1 protein-coding gene (only partly in view) is annotated in these 18,866 nt (G+C 75.6%); it reads left to right on the top strand.

This entire window lies inside a single protein-coding gene on the top strand: locus tag ACIPXM_RS20630, encoding a hypothetical protein (RefSeq protein WP_401657333.1). The 51,651-nt coding sequence extends 16,938 nt beyond the window's left edge and 15,847 nt beyond its right edge, so the window shows coding positions 16,939–35,804, spanning codon 5,647 (complete) through codon 11,935 (partial); the first codon wholly inside the window starts at position 1. The start codon and the stop codon both lie outside this window.

Below are 18,866 nucleotides of genomic sequence, written 5' to 3'. Positions count from 1 at the left end.
GTCACCGCCGCCGGTACCCCCACCCTGAGCGGGACCGGCCTCGACATCTCCCCGCGCGACGCCGCCCGCATGCGCACCCTCGACCTGTCCCAGGACGCCGCCCGGAACGTGCTGCGCGCCGCCCGGGACGAGACCGGCCTGCGGACCCTCGACGCCCTCCACGAGGCGTACGAGACCATCCCCGGACTGCGGGACGCCGTCACCGCCGACGAAGGCCTGCGCCACCTGCTGTTCGCCAACGAGGAACTGCTCCCGACCCTGCGCCGGCTGCCCGACCTGCTCCCCGTCCTCACCGACCCCTCCAAGCGCGCCCAGCGGGCACTGCACCTCAACACCGGACTGACGAGGGCGCTGCGCACCAACGCCCCGTTCCACCGCGCCTTCGTCGAGGACCCGTTCCTCGTCGACGAACTGGCCCGGGACCGCGACGCCGGGCTGCGGATCGCCCACAACCGCAACCTGTTCCGGTACATCCGCATCCCGCACCTGGCCGTGGCCTTCGGCTACGGCTCCCCGGGCAGCCGCTTCGTCGAACACAGCGAGGCCATGACCGACGCGCTCCTGGGCGACGGCTTCCGGCTCCTGCCGGTGCTGCGGGACGGCGACGCACTCTTCGAAGAGCTCCTCGCGCTCCGCGGCGACGGCGACCCGGAGCGGCACCATCGTGTCGAGACGGTCGTGCGCGCCCTGACCGCCGGCGCCGAAAGCCCGCTCCTCGGGGTCGTCGTCCGCACCCCCGGCCTCGCCCGCACCCTGTACGAGGCGCCCGTCCTGACGGCCGCCCTCGCCGCGCACCCGAACGCCTTCCAGCACGCAGAGGAAGCCCACGGCGTCCTGTCCGACGCCCGCCTCGTGGCCGGCCTCGACCAGGCGCACACCGTGACCGAACAGATCCTCGCCTCCCGCGACCTGCTGTCCGCGTTCATCGACGAACCACGGCTGGCCGAGGCCCTGCGAACCGTTCCCGGCTTCGCCGACCTGCTCGCCGGCCATCCCGCACTGCACCCCCTCGGCGCCATGGGCCTGGCCGCCGACGTCCTCGCCGACCGTGACCTGGTGCCCGCCCTGCACGGCCTCGAAGGCCTCGCCGAAGCCCTGATCGCCGTCCCCGACCTCTCCGGCCAGCTGCGCCGCCCCGGCGTCCTCGCCCTGGTCCGCGCCCACCGGGTCCTCGTCCACCACGCCCACCAGCAGAGCCGTCTCTGGCGGGCCCTCCACCGGCTCCCCGGCCTCGTCGCCGCGATCACCACCGACCGCGCGCTGCTGCCGAAGGCCGCCGGGCGCGCCATGCTCCTCGACAGCATGGCCGGAGCCTCCCCCGATCTGACCGGCGACGACCTCCGGCGCCTCTTCGCCGACGACGCCCTCACCACCTTCGTCAACAACCAGCCGCTGCTCGCCCGCGCGGTCCTCGGCGACCCCGAACTCCTGCGGTACGCCCTCACCCGGCCCCATTTCGAGGCCGCCCTGCTCGCGCTCGGCACCGGAAAGGGCGGCAGGCTCGGCAAGGCCGCGAAGGCCGGCTCCGCCCGGATCCGGGGGGTCGTCGACGCGTACGGCGCGCAGCACGCCGCGCTCCCCGCCCCCGCCGACCCGGAGGCACCCCGGCCGGACTCCGAGCCGGACCCCGGCTCCACGAGCACGCCGGACCCCACGACCGGTCCGGCTCCCGCGTCCGGCTCGCTCCCCGGACCGGCCACCGGCCCCGGCCAGGACTCCGCCCCCCGCCCGGACTCCACTGTCCGCCCGGCCACCGGCCAGGCCCCGGCCCGGCCGGCGCACGACCGGCCGGGACCCGACGCGGTCGCAGGCCTCGCGGCCCTGGCCGAGGCCGATCCCGCGGTCGCCGCGCTCCTCGCCCAGGACGAGGAACTGACCGGCTGGCTCACGGACCGCCCCGCGATCCTGAACCGCCTGCCCGACCAGCCCGAACTGGCCGCGCTGCTGCTCCTGCGGAGCGACCTCGTCGAACTGCTCACCGAGCAGCCCGAGGACGCGGCCACCCTCACCTTCGCCCACCACCTCGCACGACAGCCCGTCACCGGAGACCTCGACCGGGACCTGGACCGCTACCTCGAAGGCATCGACGTGGCCCTGACGGACGCCAACCGGGTGCTCGTCCGCGACGCCGTCCGGCCCGCCTGGCGGCGCGCCGACGACGCCCGCCACGCGGCGGTGGAGGAGCGCGTCACCCGGGTCCGGGCGCGGTTCACCGCACTCGCCGCGGGCGATCGGCGGGGCTGGGAGTTCAGCGGCCGCGTCCACTACGCGAACCGCACCCACGAGGGCCTGTTCGCCGGGCACGAGGGCCTGCTGGCCCGGCTGGCGTCGGGCGAGAAGAAGCCCAGGGAGGGCAAGATCCGCCTCGGTGTCGACCTGCACCAGCACCTCGGCACCGGCTGGGGCGGCGTCACCTACACCTATGTCGCCAACCCCGAGGACGGCACCGTCGACCTGTTGGTCTACGGGCGGGCCACCCATCGCGGCGGGCGCACCGGAAACGCCTACCGGTGGGAGAACGGCGACGGCGGCTTCACCGACGGCCCGCTGTCCCTCGACTACGTCCAGGACGCCCCCGAGTGGGCCCGCTCCATCGACGTCTTCGAACGGATCGAGCGCCGTGCCGGCATCGACACGCTCGTCGACGCCTACCGCACCCGCCAGGGCCCGACCGGGCCCCGCCCCTCCCAGGCGCCGGCCTCCGACCGGGTCAGCGAAGGCGTCCAGCAACCCGTCCCGGCCCCGGCCGCCACGCCCCCCGACGCCGCCTGGGCGGCCCGCCGCGCCGACGCCCCGGTGGCGACCCTCAGCACCGAGCGGTTCGACCCCGCGCGGACCTGGGGCGAGAGCCGGACCACCCTGATCCGCTCCCGGATCCGGCGGATCCAGGCCACCCCCGACCTGTGGGTCCGCGACATCACCCTCGACCTGCCCGTCATCGGCCTGGGCAGCGACGCCCGCGAAGCCTTCCAGCACCGCCTCCAGGGCATCCTGGACCGGGCCCTGAACACCCACGGGCGCGGACTGCCGACGTCCGGCGACCGCCTGCACGTACGCGTCGAGCTGCGGCACGGCAACACCGACGACGAGGCGGTCGTCGTCTCCTCCACCCCGCTCGGCGAGCCCCTGCCACGCCCCGACCAGCTGCGCCTCGACCTCGGCGACACCGACCCGTACCTCCTCCACGAACTGCTGCACTACCTGGGCGCGCCCGACCGCTACACCGAGGAGAGGACCCTGTTCCGCGCCTCGGCCGACGCCCCCGGGGCGGCGACGGACGGGATCATGGCCGACCCCTCCGCCGAGCTCCTCGTCACCGACGACGTCCTCGCCGCCATCGAGACCGCGCACGCCTCCGGGCCCGTGCTCCACGACCACCCGCTGCCCACGCCGCGCCCGGCCCCGCGGGACGAGACCCACCGCGTCCTGTTCACCGAGGGCATCCGGATCAGCGCCGCGCAGACCGAGGCGCTGCGCCCGCTCGCACGGCGGCTCGCGGAGTTCGCGCACCGCCAGGACTCCGCCGGGGGCGGCCCCGTGCCGCACATCCGGATCGTCGGACACGGCAACGGGCAACGTCTCGCCCTGTCCTCGGACGCCGCGCGCGGCAAGGGCGCGCGGCGGGCCGAGGCCGCGGGAACCACCCTGCTGCGCCTCGTCGCGCAGGAGCTCGGCACGCTCGGCGCGCGGCCGGGTGCCGCGGACCGCTTCGGCCTCACCACGGCCGGCGCGCCCGCCACGACCGGTGCGCACCTGTTCGCCGGGCCCGGAGCGCGTGCCAGCGGCCGCAGCGCCGTCATCACGGTCAGCTACCCGGCACCGGCCGACCCCGAGCGGGACCCGGAGACCGAGCACGCGCCGCGGCGGCCGGGCACCACCGACCCGCTCGACCCGCGCGGGCCCGCACCGGCGGCGGAGCCCGGTCCGGGCACGGAGCCCGCTCGGGGCACGGAGCCCGCCGATCCGAGCCCGTGGGGCCTGCTGCGCGCCCTGGAGGCCCACGACGCCCTGGAGCCCGCCGGGCCGGACGGCACCGACGCCCGGCTCTCCCCGGACGACCTGCGCCGGTGGCTCGCCGAGGCGTTCACCGACGCCGACCTGCCCGCCGGGCCCGTCGACCGCACCGGACCGGCCCTGACCGCGGCCGAACTCCAGCGGTCCGGCGTGCGCCTGACCGCGAGCCAGAGCGCCCGCGTCCTCCTCGCCGGCTCCCTGCGCCGCGAGGCCCTGGACGCCGCCCAGCTGGTCCGCCACGCCCTGCGTACGGAGCCGGAGTGGTCCGAGCCCGTCTCCCGGGCCGCGTTCGCCACGGCCGCCCGCGTCCGGGCCATCCCCCTGGGCGACCTCCACCGCCTCTCCGCCCCGCCGGAGCCGGAGCCCACGCCCGAACCCGTGCCCGGCCCCTCCCGGAGCGGGTGGTCCACCGTCACCGGCGCGGACCCGCTCGGCGGGTCGGCACCCGGGCCCGCCCCGGACCCCGCCGACCCCGCCGAACCGCACGCCGCCGGGCACGAGCCCGTCGACCGGGTCGCCGAACAGGACGCCATCGACGACCTGCTGGTGTTCGCGCCGCCCGGTCACCTCACCGACGGTGACTTCCGGCTCGCCACCGGCAGCGAGGGGTTCGAGCTCGTCGACGACACGGTCCGTACGGTGCGGGAGGAGACGCTCCGGCTGCTGCCCCGGCACCTGCGCGCGCAGGCCCGTCCCGCTCTCGACCGAGGTCTGGACGGCCTCGCCTCCGGCAGCGATCTGCGTGCCGCCATCAGCGACGCGCTCATCCTCCCCGTCGGCCGTGGCGAGGACGCCTTCACGCTCATCGTGCGGGCCCGCCCGGCGGGCTGGACCCAGCTGACCAACCCGCGCGGTGAAGTCCTGCCCGGACCCGAGGTGTTCGACCCGGCCCGTGTCGAACTCCGTGAGGACCACGGCGAACGCCAGGCCCGGGTGCACGGGATGACCGACCGGCGCGCCACCCAGTTCGCCGGCCGGACCCGTACCGGAACGGCCGAGCAGGACGCCTCCGTGTCCGGCGCCGTCACCCTGGGCGGCCGGCTGAGCGGCCTCGGTGGTCTGCTGCGCGGCCCGTGGACGCTGAGGAACACCGCCGAGACCACCTACGCCGGCTCCACCGTCCTCGACCACCAGGGCGTCAAGCACTCCTCGTACCGGGCCGTGACCTTCCTCGCCGGCCTCGGCCTGGACCTCGTCGTGCTGCGTCCCGGCGGCGAGCGCGGCCAGTGGCAGGGCTTCCGCGAGAAGGCGCTGTACATCAACGTGGGCCGTGAGGCGGCCCGTTCGCAGCCTCGCGGCGAGGGCGAACCCCTCTACGCGACCTCCGAGAGCTGGAGCCGCCGGACCGGGGCCCGCGAAGCCGACCCCGACGTGCTGCGCACCGTGCTCGACACGGTCGCCCGCGGACGGGACGGGAACACGGCGGCCGGTCAGCTCGAATGGCAGGCCTGGGGGCAGGCCGACACCCCGGTGGCGGGCCCGCTGGACCCGGAGCCGCCGGTGCGCCTGGGCAACCGTGCCCACTTCGAGGTGCTCCGGGGCGCCGCCGGCTTCCGGGCCGCCGTGTTCCAGCTCGCCGGGGCCGAGTTCACCGACGTCGGACACCCCAGCCACGCCGTCCTCATGGACTTCGCCTCGTTCGACACCCTGATCGCCGGCATGCACGACGCCACCGACGGGTTCTTCCGCTCGCCGGAGTACTTCTCCGCCGACGGCCGACGGCACGGCACGATCAGTGTGTCGGCCCGCCATCACAACCCGACCGTGCTGGGCGACGACGACTTCAGCCGTACCGAGTTCGAGCGGGCGCACATCACGACCTCCGGACGCCAGCTCACCGGGACGGACCGGCTCCAGGTGGGCGGCTCGGTCAACTTCACCGCCGGGACCGCGGCGGCCCGGGTCACCGCCAACTTCGGGCTGACCGGCACCCGCACCGTCCGGACGAGTACGCCGGGTGACCAGGTCACCGGGCTCGACACGTCCAAGCTGATGCTCCACGAACGCTCCACCCTGGTCCGGTTCGACACCGTGCTGACCCTCACCGACGAGCAGGACCGGGTGCGGACCGTCCCGCTGGTCAGTCACGTCCGGATGCTCGCCGCCGAGGTTCCGCCCGGCTGGCGCACCACCCCCGTCGAGGAGCCGGAGCCGCACGGTGCCGAGCAGCTGGCCCGCACCGCGCGCGAGCGGAGGCTCGCGGTGCCCGCCCGGTTCCGCGACTACCTGCCGGGCGTGGTCTGGATCGGCGACCTCGACCCGGCGGGGCCCGCACGCGTCCTGAGCGAGACCCTGGCGCTCGTACGCGCCGAGTTCCCCGGCTTCCTGCCGCCGCTGGGCACCCGCGGGCCGGGCCCGCGCGCCGACGCGGACACCCTGCGCCGGCACGGCAACCTGACGAAGCTGACGGCCTTCCTCGGCGGCCAGCAGCTGCGCGGCCGGCTCCCCGCCATGCTGAACGTCGGCGAGTCCATCGTCCTGACCGGATACGACGACGAACACCAGATCCATGTCACCGCGACCGCCGGCTACGACCAGGCGGGCTCGGTGAAGGTACGCACTCTCAGCGGCGAGATGGAGATCATCAGCGGATACGGCCACGACCTGACGACGACCGCGACCCGCGCGGGCGCGCTCACCGGCGCCGCCGACGCGTCCGTGAACGTCGCCGCCGCCCGCTTCGGGCCGCTCGACGCGGTGGTGCCCCGGGGCAACCTCTCCCGGGGCGGGGCGCGTACGCGGATCACCCAGAGCGGTGTCACCGTGCGCGCGGGCACGGGCGTCCTCGCCGAGTGGATGACCGAGTTCAGCACCGAGTTCACGGTCCGGGTCAGCGTGGAGCAGCGGCTGCCGGCACCCACGCCGGCCCCCGGCCCGGTGGATGCCGCCACCCGCCCGAACACCACCGGGACCATGCCCGGCGCCTTCCCGGACGACGACCCGGCGGACCCGGCCGACGCCGCCCACCAGGCCGGGAGCCACGCGGCCGACCCCGCCGACGCGGCCGGTACGGGGGAGGGCCCCGCCGCCGACGACGCCGCCGGGGCCGGGCTGCCGCGTTCCGTCACCGCCGGACCCGCCGTCACGCCCCGCGCCCTCAGGACGCGGCCGGTCACCTTCACCGGCAGCTTCGTCCTGCCCGACGAACTCCTCGAGGAGACACCGGCCTACGGGACCCGACCGGTCCCGGTCACCTCCCTCGCCTCCGAGGAGGAGCCCGACGGCACGGCCGTCCGCATCCCCACGGGCCACACCGACAGCGGCCTGGTGGGCAACCCCGACCCGGCCGGGCGGCTGCCCGTCGACACCCTCGCCTACCTGCACACCGGTCCCGCGCTCGACGCCATCGAGAGGGGCCTCGCGGACCTCGGAGTCGCCCGGCTGCACGCCGTCGACCACGCGGCCCTGCGCTCGGTCCTGCACACCCTCGGCCAGCGTCTGCCGGACTTCGCCGGGGGCCCACAGACGCTGTTCCAGCGCGAGGTCGGCACCCACTGGACCGGCGCCCGCACGATGGCGTCCGTCACCCTGCACGCCCAGGTCACCGGGCTCACCTCCATCGGCCCCAGCACCTCCCTCGGCTTCGCCCTGTACGGGCACGGCGCGCGCTCCGTGGTCACCGGGATCCGGAGCAACGTCCTCACCGGCGCGGGCGGCGGCGTGGAGCTGCCCTGGGGCCTGCCCGACGCGCAGACGCTGCGCACCCGAGGCGCCTACCAGTTCACCGAGGACGCCCCCGAGACCTCCCTGGAGGGACTGATCGGGCGCACGGACACCCTCGACGCCGACATCGGCGCCCAGGTGTGGAGCGACGCACGGGTGCACCTGCGGCTCGGCTTCTCCCGGTGGCAGGAGAGCGGCCTGCCCGACGCGGTCGGCGGCGCGCTCGGCGTCGGCCGCTTCGACGAGCGCGGCGGGGACGCCGACGTGACCGTCGACGGCGTGATGATGTTCAACGCGGCCGAGGCGGTGGCCATGGGCCTGCTGCCCGGCGACCACCCGCTCGCCGCCCTGCCCGCGGCCCCCGAGGCCGCCGACGACCCCGACGCCACCGACGGGCCCGCCGAACTCCTGGTCGCGCCCGTCCAGGACGACGGCTCCGTCGGCATCTCCCTGGTCCGCGAGGTGCCCGACCTGCGGGCGTTCCTCGCCGACCGGGTGATGCCGTGGCTGCGGACCAGCCTCGGCCGGGAGCACGCCGCCGCCGTGGAGCGGGAGTTCGTCAAGCTGTCCTCCCGCACCGGGCTGCGCTCCTCGATGGACGCCCTCCTCGCCGGCCTCACCCTGCACGTCCCCGGCCGGGACCCCCTCAGCACCTCCGTGGCCGAGATCGCGCTCAAGGCGAGCGTCGACCGCGGCGAACCGCTGGGCACCACGACCGAGCTGCGCCTGTGGGACCGCTCCGCCCTCACGACCCGGCTGCGGCAGACCGCGACCGACGTCGTGGTCTCGCACGGTCTCCAGGGCAACCTGGCCGTGGCCAGCGCGAACTTCGCCCCCTGGGACATCAACCGGGACGCGACGACCACCCTCCAGGCCACCGGCACCCGCACCGGCGGCTTCCGGCAGACCTCCGCCATCGAACACACCGTCCTCGGCTCGCTGCGCGGCATGGACGTGCTGCGGCTCAGCGGACACACCGTCACCATGACCGTCGACATCCGCGTACACCGCGCCCTGACGGCCGGTCTGCCGGGTGTGGGCACCCTCGTCCCGTCCATGGTGGTCCCGGTGCTCGCGCCCGCCGTCGGCCGGGTCGTCAGCCACCGGATCGGCCCGGCCGACCTGCCGGGCCGACTGCGGCTCGCGTTCCCGAAGGAGATCGGCGTACGGTCCGCCCCGGCGCCCCGCAGGCCGCTCGCCGCCCCCCTGATCACGCCCGTCGACGCGCCCCCGGCCCGCACCGGACTGCCCCTCACACCGGTGCTGCTCAGGGACACCCTGGTCTCCTCGGTGTCCGGGCTCGGCACGCTGCGGATCGCCGCCCACGACCTGCTGCGGGACCTCTCCCCGGCGGCGCACTCGTGGTACGGCATGCCGCTCTCCGTCACCGAGACCCTCGAAGCGGTCTTCGGCCCCGCGTCGATGCCGGGCCGCTTCCTGCCGATCGCCCTGGAGGGCCTGGAGATCGAGCTCACCCTCCCCGGGGTGCTCGGCGACACGACCGGCGTGCTCACCGTGTCGGCGGACGTCCAGAGCGTGTACGCCGTACGCCCCGGCGACGTCACGATCTCGGGCGCGACCAGCCGCGCCTACATCCGGGCGGGCAAGAAGGCGTGGAGCAACCAGTACCACGCGTCCTCGGTCCGCGGTGACCTGTCGCTCCGTCTCAACCAGCGCGTCTCCGGCCCGCGTACGACCCCGCCGACCGGCAACACGCACGAGGGCCTCACCGGTATCGGCACCCTCACGACGACCTGGAACGCGGAGACCGCCGGCGACCGCAACACCTCGGACACCGGCGAGAAGCGCAGCCGCCGCACCTACCGGCTGCTGCGCGCCGGCGACGTCGTGTGGACCCTCGGCTGGCGGCCCGCGACAGGCACCCCCGGCACGGTGCGGGTCGTGGTCCCGGACGGCGCCGTCCTGTACAGCCCGACCGCGGCGGCCCGCGTCCTGACCGGCCTCCAGCCGATCCTCCCGGCCCCGCGGCCGTACGACCTGACGCCGCTCACCCCGGCCGGCCCTGGCACCACCTCGACCGACGGCCGGCGGGCCCTGGAGACGATCCCGGAGGACCCCCGGTCGGAGGAGCCACGGCCCGAGGAGCTCCGGACCGCCACCCCGACGGACCAGGCGACCGCGCCCTACGACACCGCCCCGGACGACACCGCCCCTGGCGAAGAGCCGGCACGCCAGGACGCCCGCGCCGAGGAGCCGCCGCCCGCCCCGGCGCGGATCGCCGCGTCCGTGCTGCCCGGGCCGCCGCCCGAGGTCGTGCCCCCGGCCTTCGTGCGCGGCGGCGCCGTCGGGTCCATGACCGTCGAGACCGTACCTGTCTGGACCGAACAGCGCGCCCGGCTGTGGGCCGCCGTCGTCAGCCACGAACTGGACCCGTCGCTGCGGCCGGAGACCGAGGACGCGATGGCCCGCCTCCTCCTCGAACACAGCCCCGAGGCATGGTCCGTGCTGTTCCGCGACGGTGTCCGGCTGGCCGTCGGGGACAAGCTGGTCTGGCTGCTCCCCACACCGGCCGACCTCGCGGCGCCGCTGCCCGGCTCCGCCCCCGCGCCGGGCGCCCTGAGCCGCTACCGCATCGCGTTCGGCTCCACCAGCGACAGCGGTGAACGTACCGCGGAGACCACCACCGGCCTGGAGTCGATGCTCCAGTTCGGCTTCCAGCTCGCCACCTCCGCCGCCCTCGCCGCCTCGGCCGCCACCGTCGGCGTGCCCCATCTCGGCCTGTCCTTCGGACGCGGCCGGGCCCGTGCCTGGGAGCAGGAGGTCGTCTCCGGTCTGAAGCCGCTGACCAAGGGCACGGCGGGCTTCGTCGGCAGCCTCAGGATGCGGGTCTACGTGGACGGAGTCCCGCAGCGCACCACCGCCGTGGTGCCCCGGGGCATCGGGGTCGAGTTCCCGAGGATCTTCTCCGCGCCGCCCGTGCCGCTCCGCCTCGACAGGACCGCGTCGCCCGCGGACATCCCGCCGGGCCGGGAGAACGCCACCGACCACACCCAGGGCACGCTGCACGCCCTGGACGTCGTGCCCGTCGTCGCCGAGGTCCAGGGCAGGCTGCGCGCCGCGGGCCTGCGGCCGGACGCCGTCGCCGCGGTGTCGGGCGAGATCCAGCAGGTCCTGAGCGAGGCCGCCGCCCTGGACCGGGGCCGCTTCTGGTTCACCGTCGGCGACCGCACCCCGCCGATCCGCCGCAGGCTGACGAGGTTCGGCGAGTTCCGGGGCCGCCTGGTGATCCGGGCCGAGGTCGCCGACGCCACCCTGCGCGAGGTGACCGACGCCCTGCGCACCCGGGCCGACCTCGGCCTCGGCGCGACCCGGGGGCAGACCCGCTCCGGTTCCAGCGGTGCGTCCCTCGCCTTCGGCAACTCCGTCCTCGGACTCACCCACCTGCCGTCCGAGGAGCGGGCGCGCGGCGTGCTGCCGCTGGTGGCCCTCACCTTCGGCGCGACCCGCGACGACAGCTTCTCGACCACCGCGAAGACCGCGAGCCACACCGTCCTCAACACCGCTCCGCAGGAGTACGCGCGGTACGACGCGGACATCCGGCTCACCGTCGCCATCGAGTCCGACAGCCACCCGGACATCACGCCCGTCGTCCGGACGACGTACGGCGAGATCGGGGTGCCCTGGCGGTACGGGCAGGGCGCGGCCGACTGGGAGACGCGCACCCTGGGCGCGGTCCGCACCCCGGGACTCGACACCCACGCCGACCCCGGCCCCGGCGACGACGGCGCCGCCCTCGGGTCCGTCGCCGACCCTGGTGACACGTCCGCGCTCCCGGAACTCCTGGCGACCGCCGGCCTGCCGAGCCGCGGCGCCGCCCCGGGCTCGCCGCACCCCTCCGAGCCGCTGGCCCTCGCGGCCCGGCGCGAGCACGCCCAGGGCCTCGGCTTCGGAACGCTCCTCGCGCTGCCGGGCTCGGAGGCCGTGCTCGACGGGTTCGCCGACGCCCTGCGGACCCTGGCGGGTGCCGACCAGGTCACCGCCCCCGTCCTGCGCCGTCTGTCCGTGTTCTACGGCACACCCGCCCTGGAGGCATCGCTGTCCGACCTGCTGGTCGGCCGGAACCACGTACTGCACCTGAACGGCCGGCAGTACCGGCTCGGTCTGCGCGCGACGCTCGGCCGCCGCCTCGGCGGCGCCGACTACCCGATGTCCGTCAACACGCGGGCCACCGCCGCCTGGGGGCTCACCGGAGCCACCGGCACCGGATGGAGCGTCTCCGGCAGCCTGGGCGCCGCCCTGCGGGTCCCCGTCGGCTCCCTGGTCCGCCTCCAGCTCGGCGCCTTCCGTCTGGGCTCGCGCTATGGGCGGGAGCGCGGCGACGCGTTCACCGGAACGGTCAAGGAGACCAACCGGCACGAGACGAACGGCCTCGTCCACCAGGGCAACTACGAGCTCCGCTGGGAGCTGGCGGTGCACCGGATGTCCTCCACGGGCACCGTCCGCCGCAGCCGTGTGTGGGAGCTGGACCGTCCGGGCGGGACCTCCGCTCAGCTCCTGCTGCCGAAGGTGTTCGCCCCGACTTCCCCCCATCCGCCCACCGCGCTGGCGACGGTCGGGACGGTCACCGCCCACCGGGAGCGACCGGCGGAGGAACCCGGCCAGGTCAGCGCCGACTTCACGACCAGCGGCTCCTCCGGCGTGCGCCCGGTGTTCCTCGGCGTGCGGGCGCTCGGCCGGCACCTCGCGGAGGTCTACCAGGGGCTGCACGCGCTGCCGGGGACCTGGCTCGTCGATTCCGCCCTGTGGCCCGAGGAGTTCCTCGCGGCGACCGGTCCCGACACGCTCGCGGCCGTCTTCGGGGCGCTGACCTCCGCCGAGGGCCACCAGGTCGCCCTGCCCGACCGCGACGGCTGGCGGCAGCGCCTGACACTGCGCATGGACGCGTACAACACCCGTACCGAAGGCATCACTTCGGAGCCCGTGGAGATCGAGCAGTACACCCAGCTCACCTCGCGCCGCACGGTCGACGACGGGACGGAGTTCACCGCGTCGCTGGCCTTCCAGGCGGGACCGCAGGGCAGTTGGACGGGCCCCGGTCAGAGCGCCGCGCCGGAGGACGAGGAGAGTGCCGCCACGGAGCACCGGCAGCACGGCGGCGCACCGAAGAACCGGGTCGCCGGAGTGGCCCAGGTGTCGGGCGACGCGCTGCGCGGGCTGTCCCGCAAGACGGCCGAGGGCATGATGGGCATCAGCCGCGCCACGTACGCGGGCCCGAAGGAGCGGCTGACGGCCGACCCGGTGTTCCACGTCCGGATCGAACGCCGCAAGGGCACCCGCACCGAGCACGGGGAACGGTGGCTGCGGGTCCAGGACGGCCTCGGCCTGCTGATGCCCGCGCACCGGGCCGCCGAGATCCTGCGGCGGCCCGCCCCGGCGCCGGGCCGGCCGCCGGCCCCGACGCACACCTACGCCGGGCAGCTGCTGCGGGTCGGTGTCGCGCACCCGGAGGTGTTCCGCGCGGACGGCGTGCTCGGCGCGATCGAGCGCCTGCTGGCCGCCCGCCGCGTCACCTCCCCGGGCGTCCTCGACGCCGTCCGCGTCGCGTTCTCACCGCGCGCGCTGGCCGCGCAGGTCCCGGCGCTGCTCGGCTCCGGCGTGCTGCGGGTGATCCCGAAGCCCTCGCCGTTCGGCGCGACCGAGTACCTGGCCGTCCAGGTACGCATGGAGTCCGTGGCGGCCCCGCGCGCGCAGACCGACCACGACGACGTCGAACTGACCGGACGTACCCAGGGGGCGTTCGAGAGCGCGGAGACCGGGACGGCCGGCCGCTCCCTCGGCGTCGAGACCGGCGCCCGGCTGCGGCTCGCCGCCGCCGACGCCGGGGTGAACCAGGGGCACGCCGGGTTCGAGGCGATCGTCGGCTACTCGCGCACCCGGGCCGCCGGTACGACGCGTTCGGCGACCGAGCTCGACATCCACCGGATGACGCTGGGCGGAGCCACGGCCTTCACCCACGACTTCACCCTGCGGGTGGACGTCAGCATGTCGAAGCAGCCGATGGAGCTGGTCTCGGCGCCGATCCGGCTGGCGACGGGGGCGTTCGGCGCGGCGCTGGACCTGCCCGTGCTCGCGAAGGGCCTGCGGGTGCCGTTCGATCCGGCCCTCGGCAGCGGGCTCGGCCGGTACGCGGAATGGCACGCTTCGGCGGACGTCTCCGGGTCGATGCGCCTCCTGGTCCCCACCCGGTTCACCGTTCCCCACCGGGCACCGGCGGCTGCTCCGGCATCGGCACCGGAGCCGCTGATCTCGCGTCCGAGGGGCGCCGACCCGCGCTGGGTCGTGCCCGCACCGCGCCCCGTCGCGGACACCGCCGTGTCGGACGAGCCCGTCGACCTGGCCGCCCTCCTCGCCGACCACGTCCTCCCGCTCGACGTGCCCGCCGCGCACGCGGTACGGCGCTGGGCCCGGTACGCGCCCGCACGCGAGGGCCGCCGTCCCGACCTGGCGGCCCTCGCGGCGGCCGAGGACTCCGGGCCGACGCCGTCCGAGCTGACCACCCCGGCCGGCCAGCGCTACGCGCACGCCACCAGCGCCGACGTGATGCGGCCGCGCCTGGAGGACCTGCTGCGCGGCAGCTACGTGGTGCCGGTGGGGAACACCTCGCCCACCGTCCGCTTCGAACTCTCCCGGGTACGACGGTTCGGACCGGCCGAGGGCACGCCGCTCACGGCCCGGCGCTACCAGCAGTCCGACAGCTCCACCGAGGCGTCCACCCACTCCTCCTCCGGAGTCGAGACCTCGTTCGGGCCCGACGGAGGCGCCGACGACGACGGCGTACGGGTCTTCGAACGGTTCGTCGGCTCGTACGGCCGGTCGACCGGTGACGACACCACCGGCGGGCAGAGCCGCACCGAGGAGGTCAACGCGGTCTCCCAGGCCGTCTACGGCGGCCTTGAGGCGGACGTCACGGTCACGGTCGGAGGCGTGCTCCGCTTCGACGTCCCCGCCGGACTGCACCTGCTGATCCGGCTGGACCCGGAGGGCCGGATGGTCGACGAGCACGTCGACCGCCTGCTCTCCGCCCTGTCGGGCGAGCCCGGCGACGACACCGGGACCGACCCGGACGGTTCGTCCCGGCCACCGTCCGAGAAGTCCCTCGGCAAGCGCCGCGCGACGGACGCGCCGGGCACCACGGACCCCGCAACCGCCATGGACCCCGGGACCGGAGGGGACGCCCGCGCGCGCGGGGGCACCCGGACGAGCGAGGACGCCCGCACGGACGAGCACGCCCAGCCGACCGTCGAGCCGTCGGACGAGCCGACCGGGGCAGAGTTGGCGGCCGGGCTGAGCCGGCCGGTCGCCGACGCCTTCGCCCGGCTGCGGCGCGCGCTGCCGGACAGCTGGCGGGACCAGGTACACGACGCCGTGGCCCTCCTCGCGCTACCGCTGGCCGACACGGACGCGGGCCGGACGGCACATCGGGAGGCGGTGGTCCTGACCGCCGTCGGCCTGCACGAATCGCCGCACGAAACCCTGGCCCTGCTCGCCCACCACGACCCGCGGAAACGGAACGACAGCCCACTGCCGCCCCGTGACACCCCCTTGCTGGCCGACCTGCACCGGACGCTCGGCGATCTCCCCGTCGGGCGGGTTCCCAGCGCGTCCGGTACCCGGCGTTACGCGGAGCCGGAGCCGAACCTGTCCACCCCCGGCGCCTCCGGCTCCGGCGTGCGCCTGGACTCGGGACGCCCGGAAGCCGCCCGGGACGCCGCCCGGGCCGCGGGGCCGCTCACCGGCCCGTTCGCCGTCCTGAACCCGGCCCTGGACCCGGCGGGCCAGGACCCGGTCCCGGTTCCGGACCTGTCCCCGACGGACTGGGTCCGCGCCCGGGACGCCGAGGACGAGGAACTGCTGTTCGCCCCGCCGGCCGCGTTCACCGCCCCGAGCCTGCGGCAGTACGCCGGGGCGGGCACCTTCGACCTGCCCGACGGGCGGCTGCACCAGGAGATCCGCGACGCCATCCTCCGAGGCGCCCCCGAGGGCGTACGGGAGGGTGTGCGGCGTGTCCTCGACGACCGGTTCTCGGCGGAGAGCTTCATCAGCGAACTGCCGCAGGCCATCGGCGACCGGCTCGTCATCGGACTGCACGTGGACGGCGAGCACTTCGAGGCGGTGGTACGGGTGCGGGTGGGGGACTGGCGCCAGCTCACCGATCCGCACGGCCGCCGCCTCCCCGGAACCGAGCGGCATCTCCCGCTGACGGCCTCCGCGAAGCGGGAGCCGCGCACCCGCCAGCTCCTGGAGTCGGGCGAGTCGGTCGCCAGCAGCCGGACCCGGTCGCACGGCGTGGCCCTGCCCGCGTCCCTGGTGCTCAACTTCGCCCTCGACGCGACGCCGCACCTCAGCTCCGCGGCGGCCCTGTTCAGTTCGGTGCTGGCCGGCTACGGCGCGGCGTCGACGAGCACGGTGTCCTCGGGAGCGACGACCGCCCGCTACACCAAGGGCACGTACCGGGCCGTCGACTTCCTCTACGACGTGCTGTACGACGTGACCGTGCAGGGCACCGGCCGGTCGACGCGGCCGGGGCAGCACCAGGCCGTCCTCCAGGGCGCGCTGGTGGGCCGGCACGACCGACGGCTGCTGCGCACCATGCCCCGCCCGTCGGGGGACGTCACCCACGCGACCTCCGAGTGGTGGCAGGCCGCCGCCACGCCGGACGCGCCCGGCGGCACGGGCCTGTTGACGGACGCCCTGGGAAGCCTGGGCCGGCACCGGGCGCACACCGCCCGCGACGCCCTCGCCTACCAGGAGTGGTCCTTGCTCGCCGCCCCGGCGGACGCACCGCCGGGAACGACGGACCGGGACACGCCGCATGCGGACACAACGCATCAGGGCGCAACGGATCAGGGCGCCACGGACCGGGACGCGGCGGACCAGGACCTCGTACGGCCGCTGCGGGTGCCGCGTACCTCGGTCGTCGAGTCCTTCGACCACACCGAGCAGGTGCGCCGGGCCGTGTTCTCCGTGCTGCCCGCGTCGATGTCCCGGGTCGGGACGCCGGAGAAGAGCGCGGTCGACGCGTTCACGGCGGTCCACTCCATCGCCGGAGCCCTGCACCGGGCGATGGCGGGCGGCTATCTCTCCGTCCCCTTCAACACGGGGGGCGGGACGGTCGAGTTCGTCGAACTGAGCACCGTCTTCCACGACGTGGAGCTGGTGACCGACGACGACGGCACGCCGCGGGTCGACTGGACGGTCCACATCGACACCGAGGACGTGAACGTCGACAACGTCGCCCACCGGATCGGCGCCAGTGACGTGCTGTCGCTCTCGGCGGCGGGCCTGTGGGGCGCGGGCACCGGGCAGTTCGGTTCCACGGTGTCCGCCCCGGCGCTCGGCGGCAGCCGCTCGGTGGGGGTGTCCGACCCGGGCCAGCAGGCGGGTTCGGTGACCCTGCACAAGGTCAAGCTGGAGGAGCCCACCGTGGTCCTCGCCGGGCGCACCAGCACCACGGTCCAGGGCGGCGGCCGGGCGCGGACCGTGGCGGGCACCGCCCGGCTGCGGGTCCTCCTCCAGGACGCCGTCCGGCTGGGCCTGCTGGACGGCCTCCCCGTGCCCCGGGCCACCGTCGACGGACCGCAGGCCGGCAACGTCGAACTGCACGCCCGGACCGCGCCCGACCGGCGGCTGCGGCTCGCGCCCGCGCTCGGCAGCTGGCTGCCGCAGCTCAGCCGGGTCGATTCGGTGGCGGACGACGACGCCCGCCACCTGATGGACCGGGTTCTGGGCGCCGTCCGCGCGGCGGCGCCGGACCTGCTGCCACCGGCCGACCAGCGGCGCGGAGCGCGGCCCCACGAGCACACGAATCTCATGACCGTGACCAACCTGGTGCGCCCGGAACCCCTCGCGGCCCGTCTGCACGACATCCTCAACGGCGGGATCTCCGTCGTCCTGAGCGGACCCGGGGCGACGGGGCCGCGGGAGATGGTCCTGACCCTCTCCGGGACGCTGGAGCCGGGCGGCTTCACCCGGAGCGGCATGTGGGACGGCAACAGCGAGACGTACTACGGCGGTTTCTACGAGCTGCAGGGCGACCGGTCGACGTCGACGTCCCTGGAGGGCGGTTTCGACTTCCCCCTGAACTACAGCTCGACACCCGACCAGTTCAGGTTCCGCGGCGTGGGCGGCCGCCTCGCGCCCCGAGTGGGGACCAGCTGGGTCGCGAGCACGGGCGGCGGGTTCTCCGTGGGCGGGGCCTCGGGCGGCGGCTCGCGGTTCATGACCGGATTCGAAGGCACGGTCGGCATCCACGTCACCGTGTCCCGCACCGGCCGCCCCACGCCCCCGCCCGTCACCCCGCAGGACGTCCCCGGCCGGGTCACGGACGGCGGCGACGTCATGGAACTGACCGCCACCCGGTCCACGACCGCCGCCCCGGCGCCCGGCTCGGAGCTGACCGAGGCAGAGGAGGGCCGGGCCGGCGCGGCCCCCGGCGCGCCCGTCCCGCTGCACGTGCGCCTGATGGTCGCCGACGACCTGCTGGAGGAGCGGGGGCCGGACGGGCGGTGGCACGAATCCGTCGCGATGCGTTCCCACCTCGACCCGGACACCCGGATCGCCGCCCGCGTGCTCGACCCGGACCGGCCTCCGCGGCCCGTCGTCCACCGGCCCGCCATGAACGAGCGCCCGCCACTGCACACCTTGTTCATGGCGGACACCAGCCGCATGCACACGGCCGCCGAGGAACTCCTCACCGAACTCGACGTGGACCTCGAGCCCGCCGACCGGGTGGCCCTGCACACGGCTCTCAACGCGATGGGGTCCCGGGTGGAGGACTTCATCGGCGGCAGTCACCCGTTCTGGACCCGCTGGGTCGGCCGGGACAGCCTCGCCATGCCGGTCCGTGTCGAACTGAGTCTCCGAGCGGTCGTCAAGGAGCTGACGACCCGGGGCGTCAGCCAGACCTCGTACCAGTACGACCACACACTGACCACGGCGTCCGTCAGCGACAGCGCGACCCGCGACCTGGTCGGCTGGAGCGGATCCGTCGGCTTCAACGCCTCGTTCACCTCCGACCCCCGCCCTCCCCAGTACGCGGGAACGGCCGACGAGCGGGCCGCCGCCACCGCCAACTCGCACACCCCGACGGCCGGTTACCGCTACGGGGAAGGCACGCCGTCCACGGTGACGACGAGCGCCGAGGGACAGAGCGACCGCGTCGACATCGT

This window comes from Streptomyces sp. NPDC090025, assembly GCF_044748125.1.
Taxonomy (GTDB): Bacteria; Actinomycetota; Actinomycetes; order Streptomycetales; family Streptomycetaceae; genus Streptomyces.
This window is presented reverse-complemented; position numbering and strand designations above follow the sequence as displayed.